Raw genomic sequence first — 19,689 nt, 5'->3', positions numbered from 1 at the left:
GGGCCGCCGTATTTCAATGGGTTACGCGGGCAAGTAAATGTTGAATTTGCTGCGTAACTCGGCATCCAAAAGCGGATCGAATCTGGCCGGAGACGGCGTCGCAAGGATCTCTTCCTTCCGTTTCACGGCCTTTGCGATCAAATCGGGTTTGCCAATTTCCACCCATTCTTTCGGGGACGACCGGTCGCCAAAAGTCGGGTAGACATAGTCCGCCTGCATGCGGCTCAGCGTTGCATCGGTTCCCAGATAGTGACCCGGTCCGCCGATACAGACTTCGGCCATCTGATCCAGTGCCAGCGTTTCGTCCGTCACTTCGATACCACGTACACAGCGTTGCGCTTGCCCGATAAGGTCATCGCTGAGGATCAGGCTTTCGTGGCAGAATCCCAGCAGCGAGGCATGCATGCCCGCGGACTCATACACCATGTTCAAACCCGAAAGCCCGGCCATGACGTTCGAGCACATCTGCTCCCACCCGGCTTGCATGTCGGGCAGTTTCGCATCCGATGCACCGGCGGCCGCGCCGCCCGGCAGGTCGTAGAAGTGGTGCATTTGGGCGCAGCCCGCGGTCAGCAGTGCCTGTTCACCGGAACCGATGGACATCGCACCTGTGCGCAGATCAAGGCCAAAGGGCCAGGTGCCAAAAATCGCGGGGGCGCCGGGACTTACGGCGTTTACATAAACCAACCCGGCCAGGCATTCGGCGGTGGCCTGCGCGATAGCACCGGCGATTGTCGAAGGCGCGGTGGCTCCGGCCATTCCGGCCGATAGCAGCAGAACGGGCATGCCCGCCTTGATGCATTCCTCCATGACTTCGCAGCTTTCGGTTGCGAATTTCATCGGCGGAACTACAAAGCAGTTCGAGTTCGACATAAAGGGCCGTTCTCGCCACTTATCCTCGCCACCAGCGATCATGTGCAGCATCTCAATCGCAGGGGCAACATGGCTGGGTTCGGTGAAGGACGTGCCGATATGTTTGAACGTGCCGGATGTGGTGGCGTAGACCGTGTTCAAATCCATCTCAAGGTTGTCCGCAATGTCGCGGCACACCATTGGGCGCTGAACAAAGTGAATGTTTTCAAGTTGTTCACAGATTCGGGACGCGTCGTGCAGGTCTTGAAGGGTCGAATCCCGATATTCCTGCCCGTGCACATCAACCATGCTGACGGCCGCCCCGGCGGTGCCAAAGTGGACGCGGTTGCCCGATAGTTCCAGATCGGAATTGCCGTCCCGGGAATGCAAAGTGACCGAGCGATTGGCCTTGGCGATTGTGTCTTCCACCAAAGCGCGCGGGAAGCGGATACGCCCGTCGTCACCTAAGATACAGCCAGCGCCGACAAGATAGTCGATCCCGCTTTGTGGGGCGTCCGCCAGACCAATGGTTTCCAGCGCGGTCAGCGCGGCTTGGTGAATACGCTCGATCTGCGCCGGGGTCAGCACTTTCAGCGTTCCGCCCTCCATGCCGGGGCGAATCGGACGCAGATGTTCGGGCAGCGCTGTGGCACGGGCTGCACGGCGCGCGGCACGCCCGCCGCTGCGCGATGAATTTCGGGTTTGTTCGTTCATAATTTAAGGTCCGGTCGAAAAAGTACGTTCAGGGTTAGTGTACTCAGACCACAACCGGCCGCCCCCGTGCGGCACGCCCACGATCCGCACCAATGGTACGGCTGATCAGGCGAATCTTCCAAACGTCACTTTGCATGCGGGTCCTCATTTGGTGATGTGAACTCTCTCAATACGAGGGTGCACAATCTGTCCTGTTTGCGACCTGAGGGGCCAAAAACGAAGTGTTGTGCCCTGTCGGCATCACGTTCTTGCCGTGGGGTAAAGTTTTTTCCCGAATGTGGGAAATTCTGTTAAGCTTCTATCACTTATTTAAGAGTGGTCCGTGATCTCAATGGATTTTTAACGATTGCAGACCAAGTTTTATGTGATGAAGCCTATCGTTTGGTGGGCGCGCTACAAGGAATTTTGGAGAGGTTGATGAAAGCCCTGATGGCCCTCATGACCACTTGCCTGACAATCGGCATTGCACCGGTATATGCAGAGGATTGGACAGGGGCGTATGCGGGCTTCAGCTTTGGCTATGCGGATGTTGATGGCCCAAATAGCTCTGGCGGAAACGACACGACTTTTGGCCCGCTTGTCGGTTATGATCATGACTTCGGTAATTTCGTTCTTGGCGGTGAGTTGGAGTACAACCGGCTCTCGCTTGATCTGGGGCAGGGTGAAGGCAGCGTGGACAGTCTGACCCGCCTTAAGTTGCGCGGTGGTTATGATTTCGGACCGGCCTTGGGCTATGTCGTCGTGGGCGCGGCCCGATTGGATGCGTCACCGGAAAATGACACCGCTGCAGTGTACGGCATCGGAATTGCCTATCCCATCGGCGACAATTTCGTCATCAGTGGTGAGGCCTTGCGACAGAATTTTAACGACGTCACACGAAGCCAGGGCGATATTGACGCCAACGTGTTCAACCTGCGTACAACCTTCCGGTTTTAAGGCCGTCTATTCCGCCGCGTGACTTTCCGCCAAGCCGGTTGCGAATTCGCAGATCGTTCTGAGTGCTGCGGCAAAGCGGTCGTCGTCAATTGTCATAGCAACGCGCACGTGACCTGCCGCCGCCTCGCCAAAACTTTCACCCGGCATGACAGCAATTGCGTGAGTGTCTAGCAGCGCGTTGGCAAAGTCCTCGCCGCTCATCCCGGTGGCCCGAATGTCCAGCATCAGGTACATCGCACCCTGCGCGGGCACCAGGCCGACGATGTTTTGTTGAGCCATAATGTCGACCGCCAATGCGCGACGACGCCGGAACGGGGCAGCGATTTCCTCTTCAAGATCATGACCCGCGCTCAAAGCAAAACTGGCGGCGTCCTGAATGAACCCGGGCACGCCGTAAGTTGTGTGCGTTGCCAGATTGATGAGATGGGTGATCACCTCTTCAGGGCCGACCACCCAACCGCATCGGGACCCGGTCATCGCGTGTGACTTGGACATCGAACCAACGACCAAGGTACGCTCGGCCATTCCGGGCAGGGTACGTGGTGAGATATGCTCACCTTCCCAGACCTGCGTGTCGTAAACTTCATCTGAGATCAGCCACAGGTCGCGGTCACGGCAGACACCTGCGATACCGTTCAGTGTCTCGCGCGAATATACGACGCCAGTGGGGTTGTTCGGGCTGTTGATCAATAGCGAAACCGCACCATCTGCCGCCGCATCGATCTGCTGCGCGCGCGGCTGGAATGCATCCTCGGCGGTGGTCTGGATGGCCCGGGCTGTCGCACCGGCGCCCCGGATCGTGCCGGGGTATGTCGCGTAATAGGGATCGAGATACAGACCGACATCACCGGGATCGCACACCGCCACGTGGGCAGCAAAAAGGGCAGATTGGCCGCCCGGGGTGATCAACACGTTGTTTCGGCTTGTCTTCTGAGCAGTGCGGCCCTGAATGCGCGCGGCAACAGTATCGCGCAGCAAATCAGACCCGGGCACCACAGCGTAGCCGGTGTTTCCCTGACGTGCCGATAGATCCATGGCATCCAGAATGGTCGGGTGCGTGCGAATGTCATGCTCACCAATGGTGAGTTCAGTAATGACGTGCCCTTCGCTGATCATCCGGCGCGCGCGGTAAAATACATCCCACCCATCACTGCCACCTCCGGTCAGATGAGTGATACGCTGCGACAGTTTCATGGCACGCTCCGATCTTGTCTTCAGCGCAGAATGGGCCAGAGGCATTGGAAAATGTCAATCAGCTTCGTGGGGGTAAAGTGGACTGCACTTTTTTCGTCAGGGAAGACCGCACCAGATCGTAGGATGTGGCCAGCCGATGACGCATCTCATCCTCGTCACAGCCAAACGGCAGGCGGATCCAGCTGTGATGAAAATAGGGGGCTTTGGTACCGACGCCTGCTTCGATCAGCATCTGAGCTGTCTCGATATCAGGCGTTTTGACGGACACGCCATCGTTGGCGGTGCCGATGCAGGCAAACATCTTGCCGCCAACCTTCCAGGCATCATGGCCTCCGCCCCAAGGGTCGGAAAGGTCAGCGCCTGGAAACGTGCGGCAGATGGAATTGACAAATTCTCGGCTCATGGCCGAAAAGGTGCGCCACCTTGAGATTGAACTCAAGTCTTGGCTGAACGCGTTGTCCATGCTAGGGGGAGGACATGAACCGTATGACCTGCATCATTATCTGCTGCATTACCTGCTGATTTATCAAGCGGGCCGGTTTCTTTCGTTTTCATCCCTGAGACAAGTTGCTAAGCCCGCGCCAAGCGCAAGCATTTGCTGTCTTTAGGAGCCGACCGATGACGACAATCAAACTGCACAACACACGGACACGGGCGAAAGAAGATTTCGTTCCGATCAGTGCCGATAACGTGCGGATGTATGTCTGCGGACCTACGGTCTATGATCGCGCCCATCTGGGCAACGCGCGGCCCGTGGTGGTTTTTGACGTGCTCTATCGATTGCTGCGCCATGTCTACGGCGCGGATCACGTGACCTATGTGCGCAATTTCACCGACGTGGATGATAAGATTAACGCAACCGCGCTGGCACGCCAGAAGGCGGGTGCTGAGGGCACGCTGGAGCAGTTGGTGCAGGAGCGGTCGGATGAAACCATCGGCTGGTATCTGCACGACATGGGTGCGTTGGGCGCGCTTGAGCCCGACGAGATGCCGCGTGCGACTCAGTACATCGCGCAAATGGTTGCGATGATTGAGGATTTGATCGCGAAGGGTCACGCCTACGCAGCCGAAGGGCACGTTCTATTCGCGGTTGACAGCTGGAAGGAGCACTACGGCGCTTTGTCTGGTCGGTCGGTGGATGACATGATTGCCGGTGCCCGGGTTGAGGTTGCGCCTTACAAGCGGAACCCGATGGATTTCGTGCTGTGGAAGCCCTCGACCGATGAGTTGCCGGGGTGGGACTCGCCTTGGGGTCGCGGTCGTCCGGGGTGGCACATCGAATGCTCGGCCATGAGCTATGAGCTGCTGGGTGAGAGCTTTGATATTCACGGCGGCGGAAACGACCTGATGTTCCCGCATCATGAAAATGAGATCGCGCAGAGCAAATGCGCCCATCCGCACGGTGAGTTCGCGCGGTACTGGTTGCATAATGAGATGTTGCAGGTGGAAGGCAAGAAGATGTCCAAATCGCTGGGCAACTTCTTCACCGTACATGACTTGCTGGAGCAGGGCGTGCCGGGCGAGGTGATCCGGTTAGTCTTCCTGCAGACGCATTATCGCAAGCCGATGGATTGGACCGAGAAAAAGGCGCGTGAGGCTGAGGCGACGCTGCGCAAATGGCGGGCGCTGACAGCGGGCATCGAGCCCGCCGCCAGCGCTGCGCCTGCTGTGGTCGCTGCACTCAGCGATGACCTGAACACTGCGGGCGCGCTCACAGAGTTGCACCGTTTGGCTGCAGATGGTGATGCGGCGGGATTGTTGGCGAGCGCACAGGTGCTGGGCCTATTGTTGTCAGAAATGGGAGCATGGGCTGACACAGCGTCGGTGGACCTGTCGTCTCACGCAGATCGGTTGGCCGATGCCCGCGCGAGTGCAATGCAGAACAAGGACTTCTCGGAGGTTGACCGTCTGAAAGCGGCCTATGTTGCAGCAGGGCTGGAAGTACGCATGAGTAAGGACGGGGTCGAACTGGTTCCGGGCACCGGGTTCGATGCGGCCAAGCTGGAGGGCGTATGATGACTAAAGAACGCCTCTACCTCTACGACACCACTCTGCGCGACGGGCAGCAGACACAGGGTGTGCAGTTCTCGACCGCTGAGAAGGCGCAGATCGCGCAGGCTCTGGACGAGTTGGGCGTGGACTATATCGAGGGCGGCTGGCCGGGGGCGAACCCGACGGACAGCGCGTTTTTTGATGCGGCTCCCACAACGTCAGCCTGCTTGACGGCCTTTGGGATGACCAAACGGTCGGGCCGGTCGGCTGAGAATGACGATGTTTTGGCGGCGGTGATGAACGCGGGCACGCGGGCGGTCTGTCTGGTGGGTAAGTCGCACGATTACCACGTGACCCATGCGCTTGGCATCTCGCTTGAGGAGAATGTCGAGAACGTCCGTGCCTCTGTTGCACATATCGTAGCGCAGGGGCGCGAGGCGCTGTTTGATGCCGAGCATTTCTTTGATGGCTACAAGGACAATCCAACCTATGCGCTTGAGGTCTGCCGGGCCGCGATGGATGCCGGTGCGCGCTGGGTTGTTTTGTGCGACACCAATGGCGGGGCTTTGCCTGCGGAAGTGTCGCGGATTGTGTCCGAGATGGTCGCGGCGGGCCTGCCGGGGGACCGGTTGGGTATCCATACCCACAACGATACGGAAAATGCAGTGGCCTGTTCTTTGGCGGCTGTCGATGCGGGCGCGCGGCAGGTTCAGGGAACCTTGAACGGATTGGGAGAGCGTTGCGGAAATGCGAACCTGACCTCTTTGATCCCGACGCTGCTGCTAAAAGAACCTTATTCATCGAACTTTCACATCGGCGTCAGTGTCGAGGCCCTGGCGGGTCTGACTCGCGTCAGCCGCATGCTGGACGAGATCCTGAACCGGGTGCCCAGCAAGCAATCAGCCTATGTCGGGGCGTCGGCTTTTGCGCACAAGGCTGGGCTGCATGCCAGCGCGATCCTTAAGGACCCGACGACCTATGAACATGTGGATCCGGCGTCGGTTGGGAACACACGGATCATTCCGATGTCGAACCAGGCGGGGCAGTCGAACCTGCGCCAGCGCTTGATCGAGGCCGGTTTGTCGGTCGAACCCGGTGACCCGGCCCTGGGCCGTATCCTCGAACGGATCAAGTTGCGTGAGGCGGAAGGTTATTCCTACGACACCGCGCAGGCCAGCTTTGAGCTGCTGGCGCGGGACGAACTGGGTCAACTGCCTCAATTCTTTGAGGTAAAGCGGTACAAGGTGACCGTTGAACGGCGCAAGAATAAGTACAACAAGATGGTCAGCCTGTCCGAGGCGGTTGTTGTGGTGAAGGTCGATGGTGAAAAGAAGCTGTCGGTCAGCGAGTCTCTGGATGGGTCCGGCGGTGACCGCGGTCCGGTGAACGCGCTGGCCAAGGCGCTGGCCAAGGATCTGGGGCAGTATTCGCGGATATTGGATGATATGCACTTGGTCGACTTCAAGGTACGTATCACGCAGGGCGGCACCGAGGCCGTGACCCGCGTCATCATCGATAGTGAAGACGGGCAGGGGCGCCGGTGGTCCACCGTTGGCGTCAGCGCGAACATAGTCGACGCCTCGTTCGAGGCGTTGCTGGACGCGATCCAATGGAAACTGGTGCGTGATTGCGGCCCACAGTCGGCAGTCGCCGAGTGAGTGCGCCTTTTGACGATGACGTCAAGGCCTGTGCCGCGCTGTTGCATCGGGCCGATCCCGACCGGTTCATGGCGGCCATGGCGGCACCAGTGTCCGCCAGGGCGGTGTTGTTTCCGATCTATGCGTTAAATATCGAGGTCGCCCGGGCACCCTGGGTGACGCAAGAGCCGATGATTGCCGAGATGCGCCTGCAATGGTGGCGCGATGCTTTGCAAGAGATTGCCGAAGGTCCAACCGTGCGTCGGCATGAGATCGTTACGCCGCTGTCGCGTGTCTTGTCCCCTCATCTTGCGTCGATGATGGATGAATATGTGGCCGTAAGGCGTTGGGATATCTATCGCGACCCGTTCGAGGACGAAGATCATTTCGACGCGTACATAAACCACAGCGCGGGCACGCTCACGGTGGTAGCGGCACAAGCGCTGGGGTCGGCGGATGAGGATGTCGTGCGGGACTTTGGCTATGCCGTTGGGGTCGCCAATTGGTTGCGCGCCATTCCGGATCTGGAAGCGCGTGGGCGAATTCCGCTGCTGGATGGAACGCCTGCGGGTGTTCAACGTCTGGCTGAAAAAGCGTACGGGCGTTTGAAACAGGCACGTACTCAACGACACTCGGTTTCGGCAAAAGCTGCTGCCGCGTTTCATGCCGGTTGGCAAACTGAATTGGTTCTAAAACAGGTCATTGCGCGCCCGGACAGGGTCGCCTCTGGAGCCCTTGGGCCGGGTGAAATCCGCCGCCGCCTGTCGCTGATGGTCCAGGCGGCAACGGGGCGCTGGTAGTTATTCCCAGCCGCCGGCGCGCATTTCGGCCGAGATTTTCAGCTGCACCAAGTCTGACGTTCCCGGGGCAAACATCCCGACGCCGTATTCGCTGCGTAAAAGCTGGCCAGCAGCTTCGACGCCAACCCAGTCACCTTTGTAATAATCGAAAAATCCGGCCAGGGGATGTTCGCCCATGAAGGTCAGGTCGATCTCAAGCGTTGCGGGCTTGGTCTGATCCTTGATTGTCAAATCACCGATCATTTGCAGGGTGCTTGCACCGGTTTGCACCGCCGAGGTCGAGACGAATTTGATGTTTGGGTAAGCTTCGACATCGAAGAAGTCACCGCTTTTGAGGTGATCGTTGAGCGGCCCCCAACCGGTTTCGACACTTGAGGCGTCGATTGTGATATCCGCGCTGGTTGCGGTGACATTTTCAGGGTCAAACTCGACCGTGCCGGATACGGCGGTCCATTCGCCGGATTGTTCGGTCAGTCCCGCGTGGTTGTAGTAGAACCGGATTTCGGTGTGACTTTGATCAAAGTGATAGGTTTCGGCAAGGACTGGTGTGGCCAGTGCCAAGACGAGGGCAGATGCGGTAAACAGCTTCATGACATTTCTCTGATTTGCAGGGTTGATAATTAACATGTAAATGCATCTAAATTGATGAGCAAAGGAAAACCACAATCCTCGCGGAGGCGTGATGGGCGGATTTGAAGAACGAGAGGCGGCCTGGATCGCTCTGAACCAGACACGCACCCGGATCTTTTCCCGGGCTGAGCGCGCGCTGGTGGCAGCGGGATATCCACGGCTGCACTGGTATGACGTGTTGTGGGAGTTGGAACGAGCACCAGACGGCCTGCGACCTAAACAGCTGGAGCAACAGCTGCTGTTTGATCAGTCCAGCTTTTCCCGTCAGGTCGCACGGATGGCGGAGGACGGATTGTTGACGCGCCATGCTGCAGCGGGGGACGGACGGGGAAAAATCCTGCGCATTACCGAAAAAGGCCGTACCCTGAGACGGCAGATGTGGGATATCTACCGCATGCACATTGATGAGGGGATCGCCGAGGCACAGAGATTAGGTGCCTTTGCACCGATACTGAACATTAACGATTAGGCCGTTCGGGGCCGCATCGTCAGCCACAAAAGCGCGCCGCCCGCCAAAGTCAGAAGGGGGATCATCGCGACGTTCACCGCGGTCCAACCTTCAATCGGAGAGCCGCCAGAACAGTTCATCAGCCCACCGGAAGCCAGTGAGGCAAACGTGACGCCACCAAACACCAGCAAGTCGTTCAACCCCTGCATGCGTCCGCGCTCGCTGACGTCATGAGATTCAGCCAACATGGTGGTTGCGCCGATAAAACCAAAGTTCCAGCCGATGCCCAGCAGGATCAGCGCGACAAAGAAATTACCCAGCTCAACGCCCTGTAAAGCAACCACTCCGGCCGCGGCAAGAATGAGTAGGCCCAGTGCCACGATCCGTTCGACCCCAAAACGTGCGATCAACTGTCCGGTGAAAAAGCTGGGAATGTACATCGCCAACACGTGGCTGGTGACGACATCCGCCGCGTCATTGGCGCTGAACCCGCAGCCCACGACGGCCAGCGGTGTCGACGTCATCACAAGGTTCATCAGCGCGTAGGACACCATGGCGCAGATGATTGCAACCGCAATACGCGGCGTTTTCAGAAGCTCGATCCGGGACCGACCTTTGGGGGCATCAGCGGCAGGTTTGGGCGGGGTCGGGATGTCGAGAAAAAAGAACAGGGCCGAGCCAATGACGTTCACTGCGATGACAGCGATATACGTACCGAGAAAAGGGATGACATACGCGGTCGAGGTCAGTTTGACGATCTGAGGCCCGATGATTGCCGCTGCCAGACCGCCCGCCATGACATAGGAAATCGCTTTGGGACGGAAATCGTCCGATGCGGTGTCAGCGGCGGCAAAGCGGTAGAAACCGTGCGCGCTCATGTAGATGCCGGTCAGCAGGCTGCCAGCAAGAAACACAGGGAATGATCCCAGAAACAAGCCATAAGCGCCGACAAGCCCGCCGCAAGCACCTGCCGTCGCGCCGACCAGAAATCCAGCCCGGCGACCCCACCGTTGCATGATGGCCGAGATCGGCGTCGCCGCCAGCATTGAGCCAAGCACGATCAAAGATATGGGCAGAGTCGCCAGGCAGGGATTGGTCGCCAATGACTGCCCGGCCAACCCACCGACGATAAAGATCATCGGCATCTGTGCGCCCAGCAGGGCCTGCGCAGCCACCAGAACGGCGACATTGCGTTTGGCCAGACTGTTGTCCGGGGTTGTGGCGGTCATGGTCATGAGCACATGCGTAATGGCGAAAACGATTGTGCACAAGCGGGTTGCATCTGCGGCAAAGCGGCCTAACGTGCAGTCGATCATCGAGGCCGGAGAGCACATGTCCGTTGGACGGATCATAGAAACACCCGACTGTGTGGAAGAAGGCGCGACATGGCTGGCCGAAAGCTGCCCGCGCATGGCCTATGCGATGGAACAGACCGGTCCGTTGCCCTTGCGCCGTCGCCCGGACGGGTTTGCGCAACTGCTTAGCGCCATAGTCAGCCAGCAGGTGAGCGTGGCCTCGGCCAATGCGATCTGGAACCGGTTGAAGGATGCGAAACTGACCGGCCCGCGTAAAATCATGTGGGCCACCGACGATGATCTGCGTGCAGTTGGGTTGAGCCGCCAAAAAATCCGGTATGCCCGCGCTTTGGCTGAGGCGCGCATTGACTACAAAGCCTTGCGGGACGTTTCAAACGAAGACGTGGTGGCGATCCTGACCGAGGTGTCGGGTATTGGCGTCTGGACGGCCGAGATTTATGCGATGTTCTCTTTGGGTCGTGCCGACGTGATCGCGCCGGGCGATCTGGCGCTGCAAGAGGCCGCGCGCATCTTATATGATTTGCCCGACCGGCCTACCGACAAACAGCTGCGCCAGATGGCCGAGGCATGGTCGCCCTGGCGGTCGGTTGCGGCGCGGGTTTTGTGGGCCTATTACCGGGTGGCAAAAGAACGAGAAGGGATCAGATGACACGGGTTTTGAATGCGCTCCGAAAAGAGCCGGTTTCGGGCGATACACGCTCGGTCGTGGTGTTCGTGCACGGCTATGGCGCCAATGGGGCCGATTTGTTGGGGTTGGCCGATCCGTTGGGTGAGCATCTGCCTGACACGTTGTTCGTGTCACCCGATGCGCCGGAACAGATCCCCGGAATGCCTAACGGATATCAGTGGTTTCCGATCCCGTGGATTGATGGCTCATCCGAAGAAGAAGCACGCCGTGGCATGGAAATGGCCGTTGAGGATTTCAACGCCTTCCTTGATGCCCTGATGGTGGATGAAGATGTGCTGCCCGAACAGGTGGTTCTGTTTGGGTTCTCGCAAGGTACGATGATGAGCCTGTACGTCGCCCCGCGCCGCGAAGACCCGGTGGCTGGGGTCGTTGCCTTCTCGGGCCGGTTGTTGGAACCGGATCTGCTGCCCGACGAAACCGTCAGCCGGATGCCCATCCTTCTGGTGCATGGCGATGCCGACGACGTCGTTCCGCCACAGTCGTTGCCCGAAGCTGCCGAAGCGTTGCAGGCCGCAGATTTCAAAGAAGTTTACGCGCATGTCATGAAGGGCACCGGCCACGGGATTGCCCCCGACGGTCTTAGTGTCGCGCTTGCCTTCATGCGCGACAAGCTGAGCCTGTAGCCATGATCGCGGTTCGTCCCATGATGCCTGAGGACGTGGCAGTTGCCTGCCAAATTCTCAACGAAATCATTGCTATCGGCGGGACGACCGCGTTTGAAACACCGTTTTCCGAGGCGCTGTTTGCTCAAGTCTACCTGAATGGCGCAGACAAAATCTGTTGCCACGTTGCCCTGGATGAACAGGGTGAGGTGGCCGGATTTCAATGGTTAGGCACCAATGAGGACTTGCCAGAAGATTGCGCGGATATCGCAACCTTCACCCGGCGAGAGCCGGTGTTGAAAGGGGCAGGGCGGGCGTTGTTCTCGGAAACCACGACCTATGCCGCAGCCGTTGGGTTCCGTGCGCTCAACGCGACCATCCGCGCCGACAACCGGCAGGGGCTTAGCTATTACGACAAGATGGGTTTCCGCGACTACTCGGTCACATATGCTGTTTCTCTGCAAGACGGAACGCCGGTCGACAGGGTTTCGAAACGGTTTGAATTGAAGAAGGATACGACATGCTGATTGTCACCGGAACGGTTGAAGTCTCGACAGATGGCGTCGGCAAAGCCATTGAGGCGGCACAGAAAATGGTCGCCGAGACTGTGAAAGAGCCCGGCTGCCTGATCTATGAATTCAGCCAGATACTCGGGCAATCTAACAAGTTCCGTGTTTATGAAGAATGGCAGGATCAGGCCGCGCTCGAGGCGCATTTTGCAGCCCCGCATATGGCCGAGTTTCAGGCTGTTCTGGGCGAAGTGGGCGTTGTTTCGAGCGACATCTACCGGATTGTCGGGGGAGAAAAGCAACCGCTGCGCTAAGTGATCAGTTCCACAGGTGACCTTCAGCGAATTCCACCGAGTTTCCGGCGGGGTCCCGAACATACAGCGATCGTGCCCCGCTTGGCCAATCGAACTCGGCGTCTATGGGGATGTTCCACTCCAGCAGATGCTTGCGCATTTCGTCTATCTCTGTCCGCGATAAAGTCATGCAGACGTGACCGGGACCGCGTGCGCCATGCGGCGGGACGGGAAGCTTCGGATTCTCCGGCGGCTTTGCCGTCTCATCTGCGTTGAACAGCAACAACACCGATCCGCCGACGCGGAAAAATACATGTCGGTTCGCGACGCGTTGGATACATTCTAACGCCAGTATTTCACCATAGAATCGTTCGGCCGCGTCCAGATCGCCAACATAAAGCGCGGCCTCAAGGATACCCTCTGGGGATGGTGTGCTTCGGGTGACTTTCATGCCTTAAGTCTATTACAAAAGGACGTTTTTGTCACCTGCGCGGTCGGCGGTCCCGTTTACGTTGCGGCGCGGAATCTAATGTAGGGGCTGTCAAGCTGTCCCATTGGCCGGGCGCCAACCCCTCTAGCGTCCAGTCCCCGATCCGGGCGCGGATCAGGCGCAGGGTGGGATGACCGACCGCTGCCGTCATACGTCGAACCTGCCGGTTGCGGCCTTCGCGCAAGGTCAGCTCAATCCAGCTGTCCGGTATAGTCTGGCGGACGCGGATAGGTGGGTTTCGTGGCCACAGGCCTTCGGGCTCATCCATCAACCGGGCCTTGGCCGGGCGCGTTTTACCGTCCTTCAGATCGACCCCGTCGCGCAGCGCTTTCAGCGCAGTAGCATCGGGCAGACCTTCGACCTGAACCCAATAGGTCTTGGGCATCTTGTGCTTTGGGTCCGATATTTGCGCCTGCAGCCGACCGTTGTCGGTCAGCAGCATCAGGCCCTCGCTGTCGCGATCCAGACGTCCAGCCGGATACACACCGGGCAGGTCGATAAAATCCGACAAAGTGCTGCGCGGCGAGTCGGCGTTTGCACGGTCGGTAAACTGCGGCAAAACATCGAAGGGTTTGTTGAATCGTATGAACCAGCTCATGATCTCGCCATAGCCCGCCGGGCACAGCGAATGCAACCTGTGGATAACTGTCATGCCTCTGTTACGGATTCGGCATACCCAATACCCGAGATGTTGTGGAAACTCAGGGCTTGTCAGAGTTTTAACACGATATATAGTTAAGTTAAGGCCGGGGCGGGTGTTCCCCGCTCTGGTGTCAATAACGGGCAGAGCAGAGCGAGGAGCGATTCCGATATGGACGGAGAATTCAGGACCGAATTTGTCAGGGAACCGGGTGCCCTAAAGCACCATCCGGCATTGGTTTTGAACGCCGATTATCGCCCCTTGTCCTATTACCCCTTATCCCTGTGGCCCTGGCAAGAAGCGATCAAGGCGGCCTGGCTGGACAGGGTGGACATTGTGGCCGAATACGACGAGGTCGTCCGAAGCCCAAGTACCGAGATCCGAATACCGTCGGTCGTTGTCCTGAAAGACTATGTAAAACCCAGAAAGCGCGTGGCCTTCACGCGCTTTAATTTATTTTTAAGGGACGAGTTCCGCTGCCAGTATTGTGGAAGCCGGGACAACCTGACCTTTGACCATGTTGTTCCGCGGGCTGCCGGGGGTGTGACCAGTTGGCAGAACGTTGTGGCGGCGTGCAGCCCCTGCAACCTGAGGAAGGGATCGAAGTCGCTGCGGCAGGCGGGCATGTCGCTGCGCAAACCGCCGCGTCAGCCAGATGCCGAGGCACTGCGAAACATCGGACGCAAGTTCCCCCCGAACCACCTGCATGACAGTTGGATCGACTTTCTGTATTGGGATGCCGAACTGGACGCGTAGTAACGCTTATTTCGCACGGAACGCGGCCAGCCAGACCAAAACTAGGCCCGCAGATAGCAGAGCGTTCCACCCGGCCATCGACAGGCCGAACATCTCCCACGGGATATCATCACAGCGCACAAGTGGCGCGGACATGATCTGATCCATCAATTCTTCAGCGGACAACCCGCCAATATCACCCGACGTGCAGCTGGTTGGACCTTCCCACCATTTCTGCTCGACACCTGCGTGGTACATGCCAATCCCGGCAGTCACCATCGCAGCAACTGCACCCAAAAGGGGCAGGGGGCGGATGCCCGGAAAGGCAAAGGCCAACACGCCAATCAGAACGGCCGCGCCGTGGGGATAGCGTTGCCAGATGCACATTTTGCACGGGGCCATGCCGCCCAGGTGTTGAAACGCCCACGCGCCCAGCAAGAGTGCAGCGGAACCGCCAGCCGCTATCAGGATCAACAGTTTTTTGCGTGTCATAAGAACTTCACCGCTAAGAACCCACCGAACAGCAGGATGACAAACAGAGTGAACATAAGCCCCAGACGCTTTTCGATGAAGTTGCGAATGGGTTCACCAAAGCCCCAAAGCAGCCCGGCAACAACAAAGAACCTGAGCGCGCGGGCCAGAATCGACGTGGCGATGAATGTGCCCAGCGGCATGCCCGTCCAACCGGACATGATGGTGATTACCTTATACGGGAATGGGGTAATCCCTGCGCCCAGCACGGCCCAGAATCCGAAATCGTTGAACTTGGTGTTGAACTCTTCCATCGCATGCGCCTTGCCCATGGATTCGAGGATGGGTTGGCCGATGCTTTCATAGAAGAACGCGCCAATAGCATATCCCAGCATGCCCCCCAGCACCGACGCCACCAGGGCAACTGTCGCGATCAGCCATGCACGCGACGGGCGCGCAAGAATCATGGGAATCATCAGAACGTCCGGGGGAATCGGAAAGAACGAGCTTTCGACAAATGCCACAATGGCCAGAGCCCAAAGCGCGTGCGGGTGTTCGGCCAGACGAATGGTCCAGTCATAGAGCGATCGCAACATCAGATGCTAAAATCCCGTTCCTTTGTTGCGTCAGCCAAACCATGCGCCTGATGGGCCGTCAACCGTGCCTGAAGAAAACAAACTGAATATCGGTTGTTTTTTGCCTCTGGACCTTCCCGATTATGAGCGCTAATCCAGTGTTCGTGGCCCAAGTGGCGGAATGGTAGACGCAGGGGATTCAAAATCCCCCGGTAGTGATACCGTGCCGGTTCGAGTCCGGCCTTGGGTACCAAAGTAAAAACAGAGGGTTAGGGAAACCTGCTCTCTGTTTTTTCTTTTTGGGTTTCCCCGTTACTCACAGTGCTTACTCACAGTTTCACGTTCTGGTCCTGTTCTGTTCCTACGGCAGACATTGGCTGTATCAGTTGTGAATCACTGTTTCTAAGGAAATTTTTCTACAGCCATTCGAATCTCCTTTTGTTCTCGAATAGCCAAACATCTCGTTTTGGCACTTGATGTGCAATCCTAGATTGAAAGCCTGTGCTAGCACCACATTTCCTTAGTTGCATAATCCTCACTTGCAAGCCACTTGCGACTAGGGTTACCTGCCCACAATAAAAATACGTTTTTTCAGGAGTATAGGCATGGTGAAGCTAAACGAAGTCTTTGGTGTAAGCTCTAACGCTGTAAGGTCATATTTCCCAAGGCCCCAGATCGACGGACAGTTCAAAGACGCAATAGTTTCAGATAAACATGTGGTGGTTTATGGAGCCTCGAAACAGGGTAAAACAGCGCTGGTGTCACGATATCTTTCTTATGACGAAAATATTGTCGTAAGGCTGGCACCAAAGACCACGGTGGAAGATATCTATGCGAGTATTCTACGGCAGGCCGGTGTTTCGATTGAGACAGGCTCGGCCTCTGAAAACGTGGAGAAAATTGGCGGGAAAACGGGAGCTAAATTCAAGGCAAAGATTCCGGTATTTGGCGAAGCAGAGCTGAATGGAGGTGCTTCGGGTGAGGCTTCTCAGCGGGAATCCATACAGAGCGAAGCTATTCCATTTAGCATCTCTTTGCCTCAGGATGTGTCCGAACTGCTTCACAAAGTGGGATTCAACAAGAAGGTCATTCTGGAAAACTTCCACTATCTGGATGAAGGTCTTCAGAGACAGATTTCCTTCGACCTCCGTCTCTATCAAGAGATGGGCATTCTTTTCGTAATTTTAGGTGTCTGGAGACAGAAAGATAAGCTTCGAATTTACTGTTCAGACCTGACGGATCGAGTTATCGATGTCCCTGTTGAGCCTTGGGAAAACAGTGATTTTCTAGAAGTTGCAGCTCTGGGCGCTGAAGAGCTGAACGCTGAACTAGGCCCCGAGATAGTTAACATTTGTGTCGGGAACTCCTTCGGCAGTATAGGTGTTTTTCAAGAGCTAATGCGGGAAGCGTGCGAAGCGGGCGGTCTAAGAGAGCGTGGCGAAACCGTATTTGGAGTTTACGACGAAGGCTTCGTCAAGAAAGCGATCCAAGAAAAATCTGATCAGTATGGCACTACACACAGGCAGGCATTGGAGCTAATTGCATCCGGAAACGTAACACATTCCAAAGATAAAGCTCTCCAACCGCTACACCTGCCTTTCTACCTTGTGCAAGTGATACTCGAACTTGGATATGATGGGCTTGAGCAAGGCGTCGACAGGTCGGTAATTACTGACAAGATCAAAGGTATCCATCACAGAAAAGATGATGTACGCGCTAGCGATATGACCAATCTATTGCATAACTTAAGTGGCACGCAGCACAAGAAGGGAATTAACCCCCCTCTTATCGATTATGACCAAAGCAAGCGCCGTCTATTCGCTATTGATTCTACATTCTTCTTTTTCTTAAAAAATTGTGATCTCGCAGAATTCGCTGAAGAACTACCTTCTCCAATGTCGCAAACGTGAGTTTTTGAAAGCATAGCAAGGTCATCGTTCCTTACGGTTCCCGTCGAGAACGGCCCTCAATGAGCGTCGTGACCGGCAAGATAGTCCGCTTTTGGCTGCGAGCGGCCTTATGCATCCGCAGCTACCCGATCACCTGGCAAGGGCAGGTCAGGGCTCGTAGGTGCCAATCTTTAATCAAAGTCGTCGTGTCTGGGCGGACTTTGATAGTCTTCTCCGGTCAGCTTTCCGCCGGTAGTACGCGACCATTTCCGCGCTCTGGTTCGTCACGGCCTGAATTTCGGCGTCTGAACATCCAGCTTCGGCCAGTCGGATAATGGCCAGTTTGCGCAATCCGTGCAGAACGTACGGCTTGGCTTTAGAGCCAAGATCCCTGCGCCAGGCACGGAAGGCTTTTTCGACCGCATCATAGCCCAGAGGTTCATTCAGGTTCTTAGACAGTATGTACCGGGCTGACTTTGTTTATGTCGATCACGCGCTGGGCGTTCAGGTGATCGAGGACCGCAAGGGTCATGCGACCGACGTGTTCAACTTGAAAAAAGCGATCCTTGCTGCGCAAGGCGTCGATGTGGTGCTGACATGACGATGGCGGCAGAACTGGTGCCCCCGCTGCCTGACAGTGTCGCTGAGATTGCCGAAGTCATCGGCCGGGACCAAGCGTTGCATTTGATCGGTTCATTGCCGCAGTCGGGGTCTCGTGCCTGGCGCAAGTGTTTCTATGTGCCAAAGAGCCTTCCCTCGGTTGATCATCCCCTTGTTCATGTTCTGGGGTGGAATGATGCGAACAAACTTGTGAGTGCCTTTTCCGGGATGATTTTACAGCCTTCAAACTGCAGGTTTCTTGTACGCGCCGCCCGAAATCGCAGGATCAGAGAGATGGCCGACGAGGGCTGTTCCGTCAAAGAGATTGCACATGGTATCGACCTGTCGATTGACCGGGTGCGCGAGATCCTCGCAAAACTTTGATTGGCGGGTTAAGTTCAGACTTGGCTGGTGGATTTTGCCGCAGTACAACATCTTGAATCTCGCTATTATTAGCTGTAGTCAACTTTGAGATTACCTGCTTCCTGACACTATCGTAATGCTACCGTTAAGAGCGTTGTTAAATGAAAATAAATACAATCGAAGTGAATGGACTCCTCGGTCGAAAAGGTGTCATGAAGGTCCATTTTAACGATGACTTGAATATTGTCACCGGCCGAAATGGCGCAGGAAAGACTACCTTCTTAAAGCTTTGTTGGTACTTGGTCAGTGGATCGATTCACCATGCCATATCGGAAATTCAATTCGAAACGGCTGTATTGGAAACCGAAGATTTTACTCTCGCAATCAAGCGGCATTCGGAGAATACATGTACTGCGTTGCTGATAGATGAGAACGGTAGGACGGAATTCGAAGACCAGTATGAAGAGGACGGATTTGTCGAATCTGACGCTCGAGACCAACTATCGTCTGCCTTGGTGGATAAGGCTACAAGCCTTTTCTTTCCAACTTTTCGGCGAATCGAGGGAGGTTTCTCAACCTCAGTAAGAAAGAGGGCGAGGCACAGACTTCGTGCCCAGGCAAATAGTGACCTCGAAGAGGCTATGTCGGCTCTTTCAAAGAACCTGTCGAATTCTGAGAATACATTTGTTAGCTCTATTTCTACCGTCGATATCGAAGCGTTGCTGTTGAAAAATTATGCTGACCTTTCAGAAAGATATAATAAGCTGCAAAGGGCAGTCACCAGCGAAGTTATCGAGTCTATCCGTGGGTACGAAATCGAAGCTTCGCAGTCGGCTAGTTCCGGACAAAGCGATATAGACAGCGCCCGTCAGGTCATCGAAGGGGTTAGGGCGAAGATTGAGAGCATGGAAGCTCAGAGATCCGCGATAATGGCACCAATGACTGCCGTTCAGAAAACTGCGGTTAGACTTTTGCGTCACTCAGGCATCCAGTTCGGCTCTCGACTAAGTTTTGGTGACGCCGCCGAGGCCATAAGCTCTGAGCATCTTTCTGCAGGCGAAAAGCAGATGTTGAGTTTTGTTTGTTATAACGCTTTCAAAGAGAATTGCATTACTTTCATTGATGAACCTGAGCTTAGCCTTCACGTCGACTGGCAACGGAATTTATTTCCAACACTTTTGGAGCAAAATTCTACAAACCAGTTCATAATAGCAACTCATTCCCCCTTTATTTACTCAAAATACCCTGACAAGGAAATTTGTATCGATATTGATGAGAGCCGCGGTGACGACTTTGGTGAAGGCTTCGAATAAAA

General features: G+C 56.3%; 25 protein-coding genes and 1 tRNA gene. 16 read left to right on the top strand and 10 right to left on the bottom strand.

Annotation, left to right across the window (positions count from 1 at the left end):
• Nucleotides 1-21: 21 nt before the first annotated feature.
• A complete protein-coding gene (locus AC2FJF_RS21745) occupies nucleotides 22-1,566 on the bottom strand; it encodes a trimethylamine methyltransferase family protein (protein ID WP_496727153.1) in 1,545 nt (514 codons plus the stop codon).
• Nucleotides 1,567-1,983: 417 nt separating this feature from the next.
• Here AC2FJF_RS21745 and AC2FJF_RS21740 point away from each other — a divergent pair, with 417 nt between their 5' ends.
• Nucleotides 1,984-2,502, top strand: coding sequence for an outer membrane protein (locus AC2FJF_RS21740; protein ID WP_496727152.1), 519 nt, complete (start codon nucleotides 1,984-1,986; stop codon nucleotides 2,500-2,502).
• 6 nt (nucleotides 2,503-2,508) lie between these two features.
• Here AC2FJF_RS21740 and AC2FJF_RS21735 read toward each other — a convergent pair whose 3' ends face one another.
• Together AC2FJF_RS21735 and AC2FJF_RS21730 are read right to left on the bottom strand one after the other, a co-directional pair.
• The gene (locus tag AC2FJF_RS21735; RefSeq protein WP_496727151.1) at nucleotides 2,509-3,696 is read right to left on the bottom strand and encodes a pyridoxal phosphate-dependent aminotransferase; all 1,188 of its coding nucleotides are present in this window, start codon (nucleotides 3,694-3,696) and stop codon (nucleotides 2,509-2,511) included.
• 58 nt (nucleotides 3,697-3,754) lie between these two features.
• Nucleotides 3,755-4,099: an MmcQ/YjbR family DNA-binding protein gene (locus tag AC2FJF_RS21730; protein WP_496727150.1), complete on the bottom strand. Its 345-nt coding sequence runs from the start codon at nucleotides 4,097-4,099 to the stop codon at nucleotides 3,755-3,757.
• On the opposite strand from AC2FJF_RS21730, the gene AC2FJF_RS21725 reads away from it, so the two are divergent.
• From AC2FJF_RS21725 to AC2FJF_RS21710, 4 genes are read left to right on the top strand one after another with little or no spacing between them, the layout of a single operon-like run.
• Nucleotides 4,098-4,304, top strand: coding sequence for a hypothetical protein (locus AC2FJF_RS21725; protein WP_496727149.1), 207 nt, complete (start codon nucleotides 4,098-4,100; stop codon nucleotides 4,302-4,304). The genes AC2FJF_RS21730 and AC2FJF_RS21725 overlap by 2 nt on opposite strands.
• A gap of 10 nt (nucleotides 4,305-4,314) precedes the next feature.
• On the top strand, nucleotides 4,315-5,712 hold the full coding sequence (gene cysS / locus AC2FJF_RS21720) for a cysteine--tRNA ligase (RefSeq protein ID WP_496727148.1): 1,398 nt from the start codon (nucleotides 4,315-4,317) through the stop codon (nucleotides 5,710-5,712).
• The gene (gene cimA / locus AC2FJF_RS21715) at nucleotides 5,712-7,346 is read left to right on the top strand and encodes a citramalate synthase (protein ID WP_496727147.1); all 1,635 of its coding nucleotides are present in this window, start codon (nucleotides 5,712-5,714) and stop codon (nucleotides 7,344-7,346) included. Before cysS ends, cimA begins: the two co-directional genes overlap by 1 nt.
• Complete coding sequence (locus AC2FJF_RS21710; RefSeq protein ID WP_496727146.1) at nucleotides 7,343-8,125, top strand: squalene/phytoene synthase family protein; 783 nt, start codon at nucleotides 7,343-7,345, stop codon at nucleotides 8,123-8,125. Before cimA ends, AC2FJF_RS21710 begins: the two co-directional genes overlap by 4 nt.
• Here AC2FJF_RS21710 and AC2FJF_RS21705 read toward each other — a convergent pair whose 3' ends face one another.
• Nucleotides 8,126-8,716, bottom strand: coding sequence for a YceI family protein (locus AC2FJF_RS21705; RefSeq protein ID WP_496727145.1), 591 nt, complete (start codon nucleotides 8,714-8,716; stop codon nucleotides 8,126-8,128). It abuts the gene before it with no gap.
• A gap of 91 nt (nucleotides 8,717-8,807) precedes the next feature.
• Between AC2FJF_RS21705 and AC2FJF_RS21700 the strand changes: the two genes are divergently transcribed.
• On the top strand, nucleotides 8,808-9,224 hold the full coding sequence (locus AC2FJF_RS21700) for a MarR family winged helix-turn-helix transcriptional regulator (protein ID WP_496727144.1): 417 nt from the start codon (nucleotides 8,808-8,810) through the stop codon (nucleotides 9,222-9,224).
• Here AC2FJF_RS21700 and AC2FJF_RS21695 read toward each other — a convergent pair.
• Nucleotides 9,221-10,438, bottom strand: a complete 1,218-nt coding sequence (locus tag AC2FJF_RS21695) for an MFS transporter (protein WP_496727185.1) — start codon at nucleotides 10,436-10,438, stop codon at nucleotides 9,221-9,223. The two genes, AC2FJF_RS21700 and AC2FJF_RS21695, sit on opposite strands and share 4 nt — an antisense overlap.
• A gap of 97 nt (nucleotides 10,439-10,535) precedes the next feature.
• Between AC2FJF_RS21695 and AC2FJF_RS21690 the strand changes: the two genes are divergently transcribed.
• The 4 genes from AC2FJF_RS21690 to AC2FJF_RS21675 are packed head-to-tail and all read left to right on the top strand — an operon-like array spanning nucleotide 10,536 to nucleotide 12,632.
• Complete coding sequence (locus AC2FJF_RS21690) at nucleotides 10,536-11,168, top strand: DNA-3-methyladenine glycosylase family protein (protein ID WP_496727143.1); 633 nt, start codon at nucleotides 10,536-10,538, stop codon at nucleotides 11,166-11,168.
• Nucleotides 11,165-11,830 carry an alpha/beta hydrolase gene (locus AC2FJF_RS21685; protein WP_496727142.1) on the top strand — a complete coding sequence of 222 codons (666 nt, stop codon included), beginning with the start codon at nucleotides 11,165-11,167 and terminating at the stop codon, nucleotides 11,828-11,830. Before AC2FJF_RS21690 ends, AC2FJF_RS21685 begins: the two co-directional genes overlap by 4 nt.
• Nucleotides 11,831-11,832: 2 nt before the next feature.
• Nucleotides 11,833-12,336 (top strand): GNAT family N-acetyltransferase, encoded by a 504-nt coding sequence (locus AC2FJF_RS21680; RefSeq protein ID WP_496727141.1) that lies wholly within the window; start codon nucleotides 11,833-11,835, stop codon nucleotides 12,334-12,336.
• Complete coding sequence (locus tag AC2FJF_RS21675; protein WP_496727140.1) at nucleotides 12,330-12,632, top strand: putative quinol monooxygenase; 303 nt, start codon at nucleotides 12,330-12,332, stop codon at nucleotides 12,630-12,632. Before AC2FJF_RS21680 ends, AC2FJF_RS21675 begins: the two co-directional genes overlap by 7 nt.
• A 4-nt stretch (nucleotides 12,633-12,636) precedes the next feature.
• Here the strand turns inward: AC2FJF_RS21675 and AC2FJF_RS21670 are convergent, their stop codons facing one another.
• A complete protein-coding gene (locus AC2FJF_RS21670) occupies nucleotides 12,637-13,062 on the bottom strand; it encodes a VOC family protein (protein ID WP_496727139.1) in 426 nt (141 codons plus the stop codon).
• A gap of 31 nt (nucleotides 13,063-13,093) precedes the next feature.
• Nucleotides 13,094-13,699: an rRNA large subunit pseudouridine synthase E gene (locus AC2FJF_RS21665; RefSeq protein WP_496727183.1), complete on the bottom strand. Its 606-nt coding sequence runs from the start codon at nucleotides 13,697-13,699 to the stop codon at nucleotides 13,094-13,096.
• 213 nt (nucleotides 13,700-13,912) lie between these two features.
• On the opposite strand from AC2FJF_RS21665, the gene AC2FJF_RS21660 reads away from it, so the two are divergent.
• On the top strand, nucleotides 13,913-14,497 hold the full coding sequence (locus AC2FJF_RS21660) for an HNH endonuclease (RefSeq protein ID WP_058278012.1): 585 nt from the start codon (nucleotides 13,913-13,915) through the stop codon (nucleotides 14,495-14,497).
• A gap of 6 nt (nucleotides 14,498-14,503) precedes the next feature.
• On the opposite strand, the gene AC2FJF_RS21655 is transcribed toward AC2FJF_RS21660, so the two are convergent.
• Nucleotides 14,504-14,968, bottom strand: coding sequence for a disulfide bond formation protein B (locus tag AC2FJF_RS21655; protein WP_058278011.1), 465 nt, complete (start codon nucleotides 14,966-14,968; stop codon nucleotides 14,504-14,506).
• Nucleotides 14,965-15,543 (bottom strand): YqaA family protein, encoded by a 579-nt coding sequence (locus AC2FJF_RS21650; protein ID WP_058278010.1) that lies wholly within the window; start codon nucleotides 15,541-15,543, stop codon nucleotides 14,965-14,967. The genes AC2FJF_RS21655 and AC2FJF_RS21650 overlap by 4 nt, the downstream gene beginning before the upstream one ends.
• Before the next feature lie 146 nt (nucleotides 15,544-15,689).
• On the opposite strand from AC2FJF_RS21650, the gene AC2FJF_RS21645 reads away from it, so the two are divergent.
• Both AC2FJF_RS21645 and AC2FJF_RS21640 read left to right on the top strand, forming a co-directional pair.
• Nucleotides 15,690-15,775: transfer RNA gene (locus AC2FJF_RS21645), tRNA-Leu, on the top strand.
• Nucleotides 15,776-16,127: 352 nt separating this feature from the next.
• Complete coding sequence (locus AC2FJF_RS21640; protein WP_496727138.1) at nucleotides 16,128-17,432, top strand: P-loop NTPase family protein; 1,305 nt, start codon at nucleotides 16,128-16,130, stop codon at nucleotides 17,430-17,432.
• A gap of 174 nt (nucleotides 17,433-17,606) precedes the next feature.
• Here AC2FJF_RS21640 and AC2FJF_RS21635 read toward each other — a convergent pair whose 3' ends face one another.
• Nucleotides 17,607-17,846 (bottom strand): site-specific integrase, encoded by a 240-nt coding sequence (locus AC2FJF_RS21635; RefSeq protein ID WP_496727182.1) that lies wholly within the window; start codon nucleotides 17,844-17,846, stop codon nucleotides 17,607-17,609.
• A gap of 25 nt (nucleotides 17,847-17,871) precedes the next feature.
• Here AC2FJF_RS21635 and AC2FJF_RS21630 point away from each other — a divergent pair, with 25 nt between their 5' ends.
• From AC2FJF_RS21630 to AC2FJF_RS21620, 3 genes are all read left to right on the top strand, one after another.
• On the top strand, nucleotides 17,872-18,012 hold the full coding sequence (locus AC2FJF_RS21630) for a hypothetical protein (RefSeq protein WP_496727137.1): 141 nt from the start codon (nucleotides 17,872-17,874) through the stop codon (nucleotides 18,010-18,012).
• Nucleotides 18,009-18,395, top strand: coding sequence for a hypothetical protein (locus tag AC2FJF_RS21625; protein ID WP_496727136.1), 387 nt, complete (start codon nucleotides 18,009-18,011; stop codon nucleotides 18,393-18,395). The genes AC2FJF_RS21630 and AC2FJF_RS21625 overlap by 4 nt, the downstream gene beginning before the upstream one ends.
• Nucleotides 18,396-18,535: 140 nt before the next feature.
• Nucleotides 18,536-19,687, top strand: coding sequence for an AAA family ATPase (locus AC2FJF_RS21620; RefSeq protein WP_496727135.1), 1,152 nt, complete (start codon nucleotides 18,536-18,538; stop codon nucleotides 19,685-19,687).
• The last annotated feature ends 2 nt before the right edge of the window (nucleotides 19,688-19,689 follow it).

This window comes from Ruegeria sp. CDSB013, assembly GCF_059611165.1.
The sequence above is the reverse complement of the archived record's forward strand: the minus strand, read 5'-3'. Positions and strand labels throughout refer to the sequence as shown.

What these genes read in the sequence shown, in the direction of transcription:
- AC2FJF_RS21725 (WP_496727149.1), top strand. Translation starts at nt 4,098, where the DNA reads ATGGCCGAAAAGGTGCGCCACCTTGAGATTGAACTCAAGTCTTGGCTG.
- cimA (WP_496727147.1), top strand. Translation starts at nt 5,712, where the DNA reads ATGACTAAAGAACGCCTCTACCTCTACGACACCACTCTGCGCGACGGG.
- AC2FJF_RS21740 (WP_496727152.1), top strand. Translation starts at nt 1,984, where the DNA reads ATGAAAGCCCTGATGGCCCTCATGACCACTTGCCTGACAATCGGCATT.
- AC2FJF_RS21650 (WP_058278010.1), bottom strand. Translation starts at nt 15,543, where the DNA reads ATGTTGCGATCGCTCTATGACTGGACCATTCGTCTGGCCGAACACCCG.
- AC2FJF_RS21665 (WP_496727183.1), bottom strand. Translation starts at nt 13,699, where the DNA reads ATGAGCTGGTTCATACGATTCAACAAACCCTTCGATGTTTTGCCGCAG.
- AC2FJF_RS21685 (WP_496727142.1), top strand. Translation starts at nt 11,165, where the DNA reads ATGACACGGGTTTTGAATGCGCTCCGAAAAGAGCCGGTTTCGGGCGAT.
- AC2FJF_RS21700 (WP_496727144.1), top strand. Translation starts at nt 8,808, where the DNA reads ATGGGCGGATTTGAAGAACGAGAGGCGGCCTGGATCGCTCTGAACCAG.
- AC2FJF_RS21730 (WP_496727150.1), bottom strand. Translation starts at nt 4,099, where the DNA reads ATGAGCCGAGAATTTGTCAATTCCATCTGCCGCACGTTTCCAGGCGCT.
- AC2FJF_RS21695 (WP_496727185.1), bottom strand. Translation starts at nt 10,438, where the DNA reads ATGACCATGACCGCCACAACCCCGGACAACAGTCTGGCCAAACGCAAT.
- AC2FJF_RS21735 (WP_496727151.1), bottom strand. Translation starts at nt 3,696, where the DNA reads ATGAAACTGTCGCAGCGTATCACTCATCTGACCGGAGGTGGCAGTGAT.
- AC2FJF_RS21745 (WP_496727153.1), bottom strand. Translation starts at nt 1,566, where the DNA reads ATGAACGAACAAACCCGAAATTCATCGCGCAGCGGCGGGCGTGCCGCG.
- AC2FJF_RS21680 (WP_496727141.1), top strand. Translation starts at nt 11,833, where the DNA reads ATGATCGCGGTTCGTCCCATGATGCCTGAGGACGTGGCAGTTGCCTGC.
- AC2FJF_RS21630 (WP_496727137.1), top strand. Translation starts at nt 17,872, where the DNA reads ATGTACCGGGCTGACTTTGTTTATGTCGATCACGCGCTGGGCGTTCAG.
- AC2FJF_RS21655 (WP_058278011.1), bottom strand. Translation starts at nt 14,968, where the DNA reads ATGACACGCAAAAAACTGTTGATCCTGATAGCGGCTGGCGGTTCCGCT.
- AC2FJF_RS21640 (WP_496727138.1), top strand. Translation starts at nt 16,128, where the DNA reads ATGGTGAAGCTAAACGAAGTCTTTGGTGTAAGCTCTAACGCTGTAAGG.
- AC2FJF_RS21620 (WP_496727135.1), top strand. Translation starts at nt 18,536, where the DNA reads ATGAAAATAAATACAATCGAAGTGAATGGACTCCTCGGTCGAAAAGGT.
- AC2FJF_RS21670 (WP_496727139.1), bottom strand. Translation starts at nt 13,062, where the DNA reads ATGAAAGTCACCCGAAGCACACCATCCCCAGAGGGTATCCTTGAGGCC.
- AC2FJF_RS21625 (WP_496727136.1), top strand. Translation starts at nt 18,009, where the DNA reads ATGACGATGGCGGCAGAACTGGTGCCCCCGCTGCCTGACAGTGTCGCT.
- AC2FJF_RS21660 (WP_058278012.1), top strand. Translation starts at nt 13,913, where the DNA reads ATGGACGGAGAATTCAGGACCGAATTTGTCAGGGAACCGGGTGCCCTA.
- AC2FJF_RS21705 (WP_496727145.1), bottom strand. Translation starts at nt 8,716, where the DNA reads ATGAAGCTGTTTACCGCATCTGCCCTCGTCTTGGCACTGGCCACACCA.
- cysS (WP_496727148.1), top strand. Translation starts at nt 4,315, where the DNA reads ATGACGACAATCAAACTGCACAACACACGGACACGGGCGAAAGAAGAT.
- AC2FJF_RS21690 (WP_496727143.1), top strand. Translation starts at nt 10,536, where the DNA reads ATGTCCGTTGGACGGATCATAGAAACACCCGACTGTGTGGAAGAAGGC.
- AC2FJF_RS21675 (WP_496727140.1), top strand. Translation starts at nt 12,330, where the DNA reads ATGCTGATTGTCACCGGAACGGTTGAAGTCTCGACAGATGGCGTCGGC.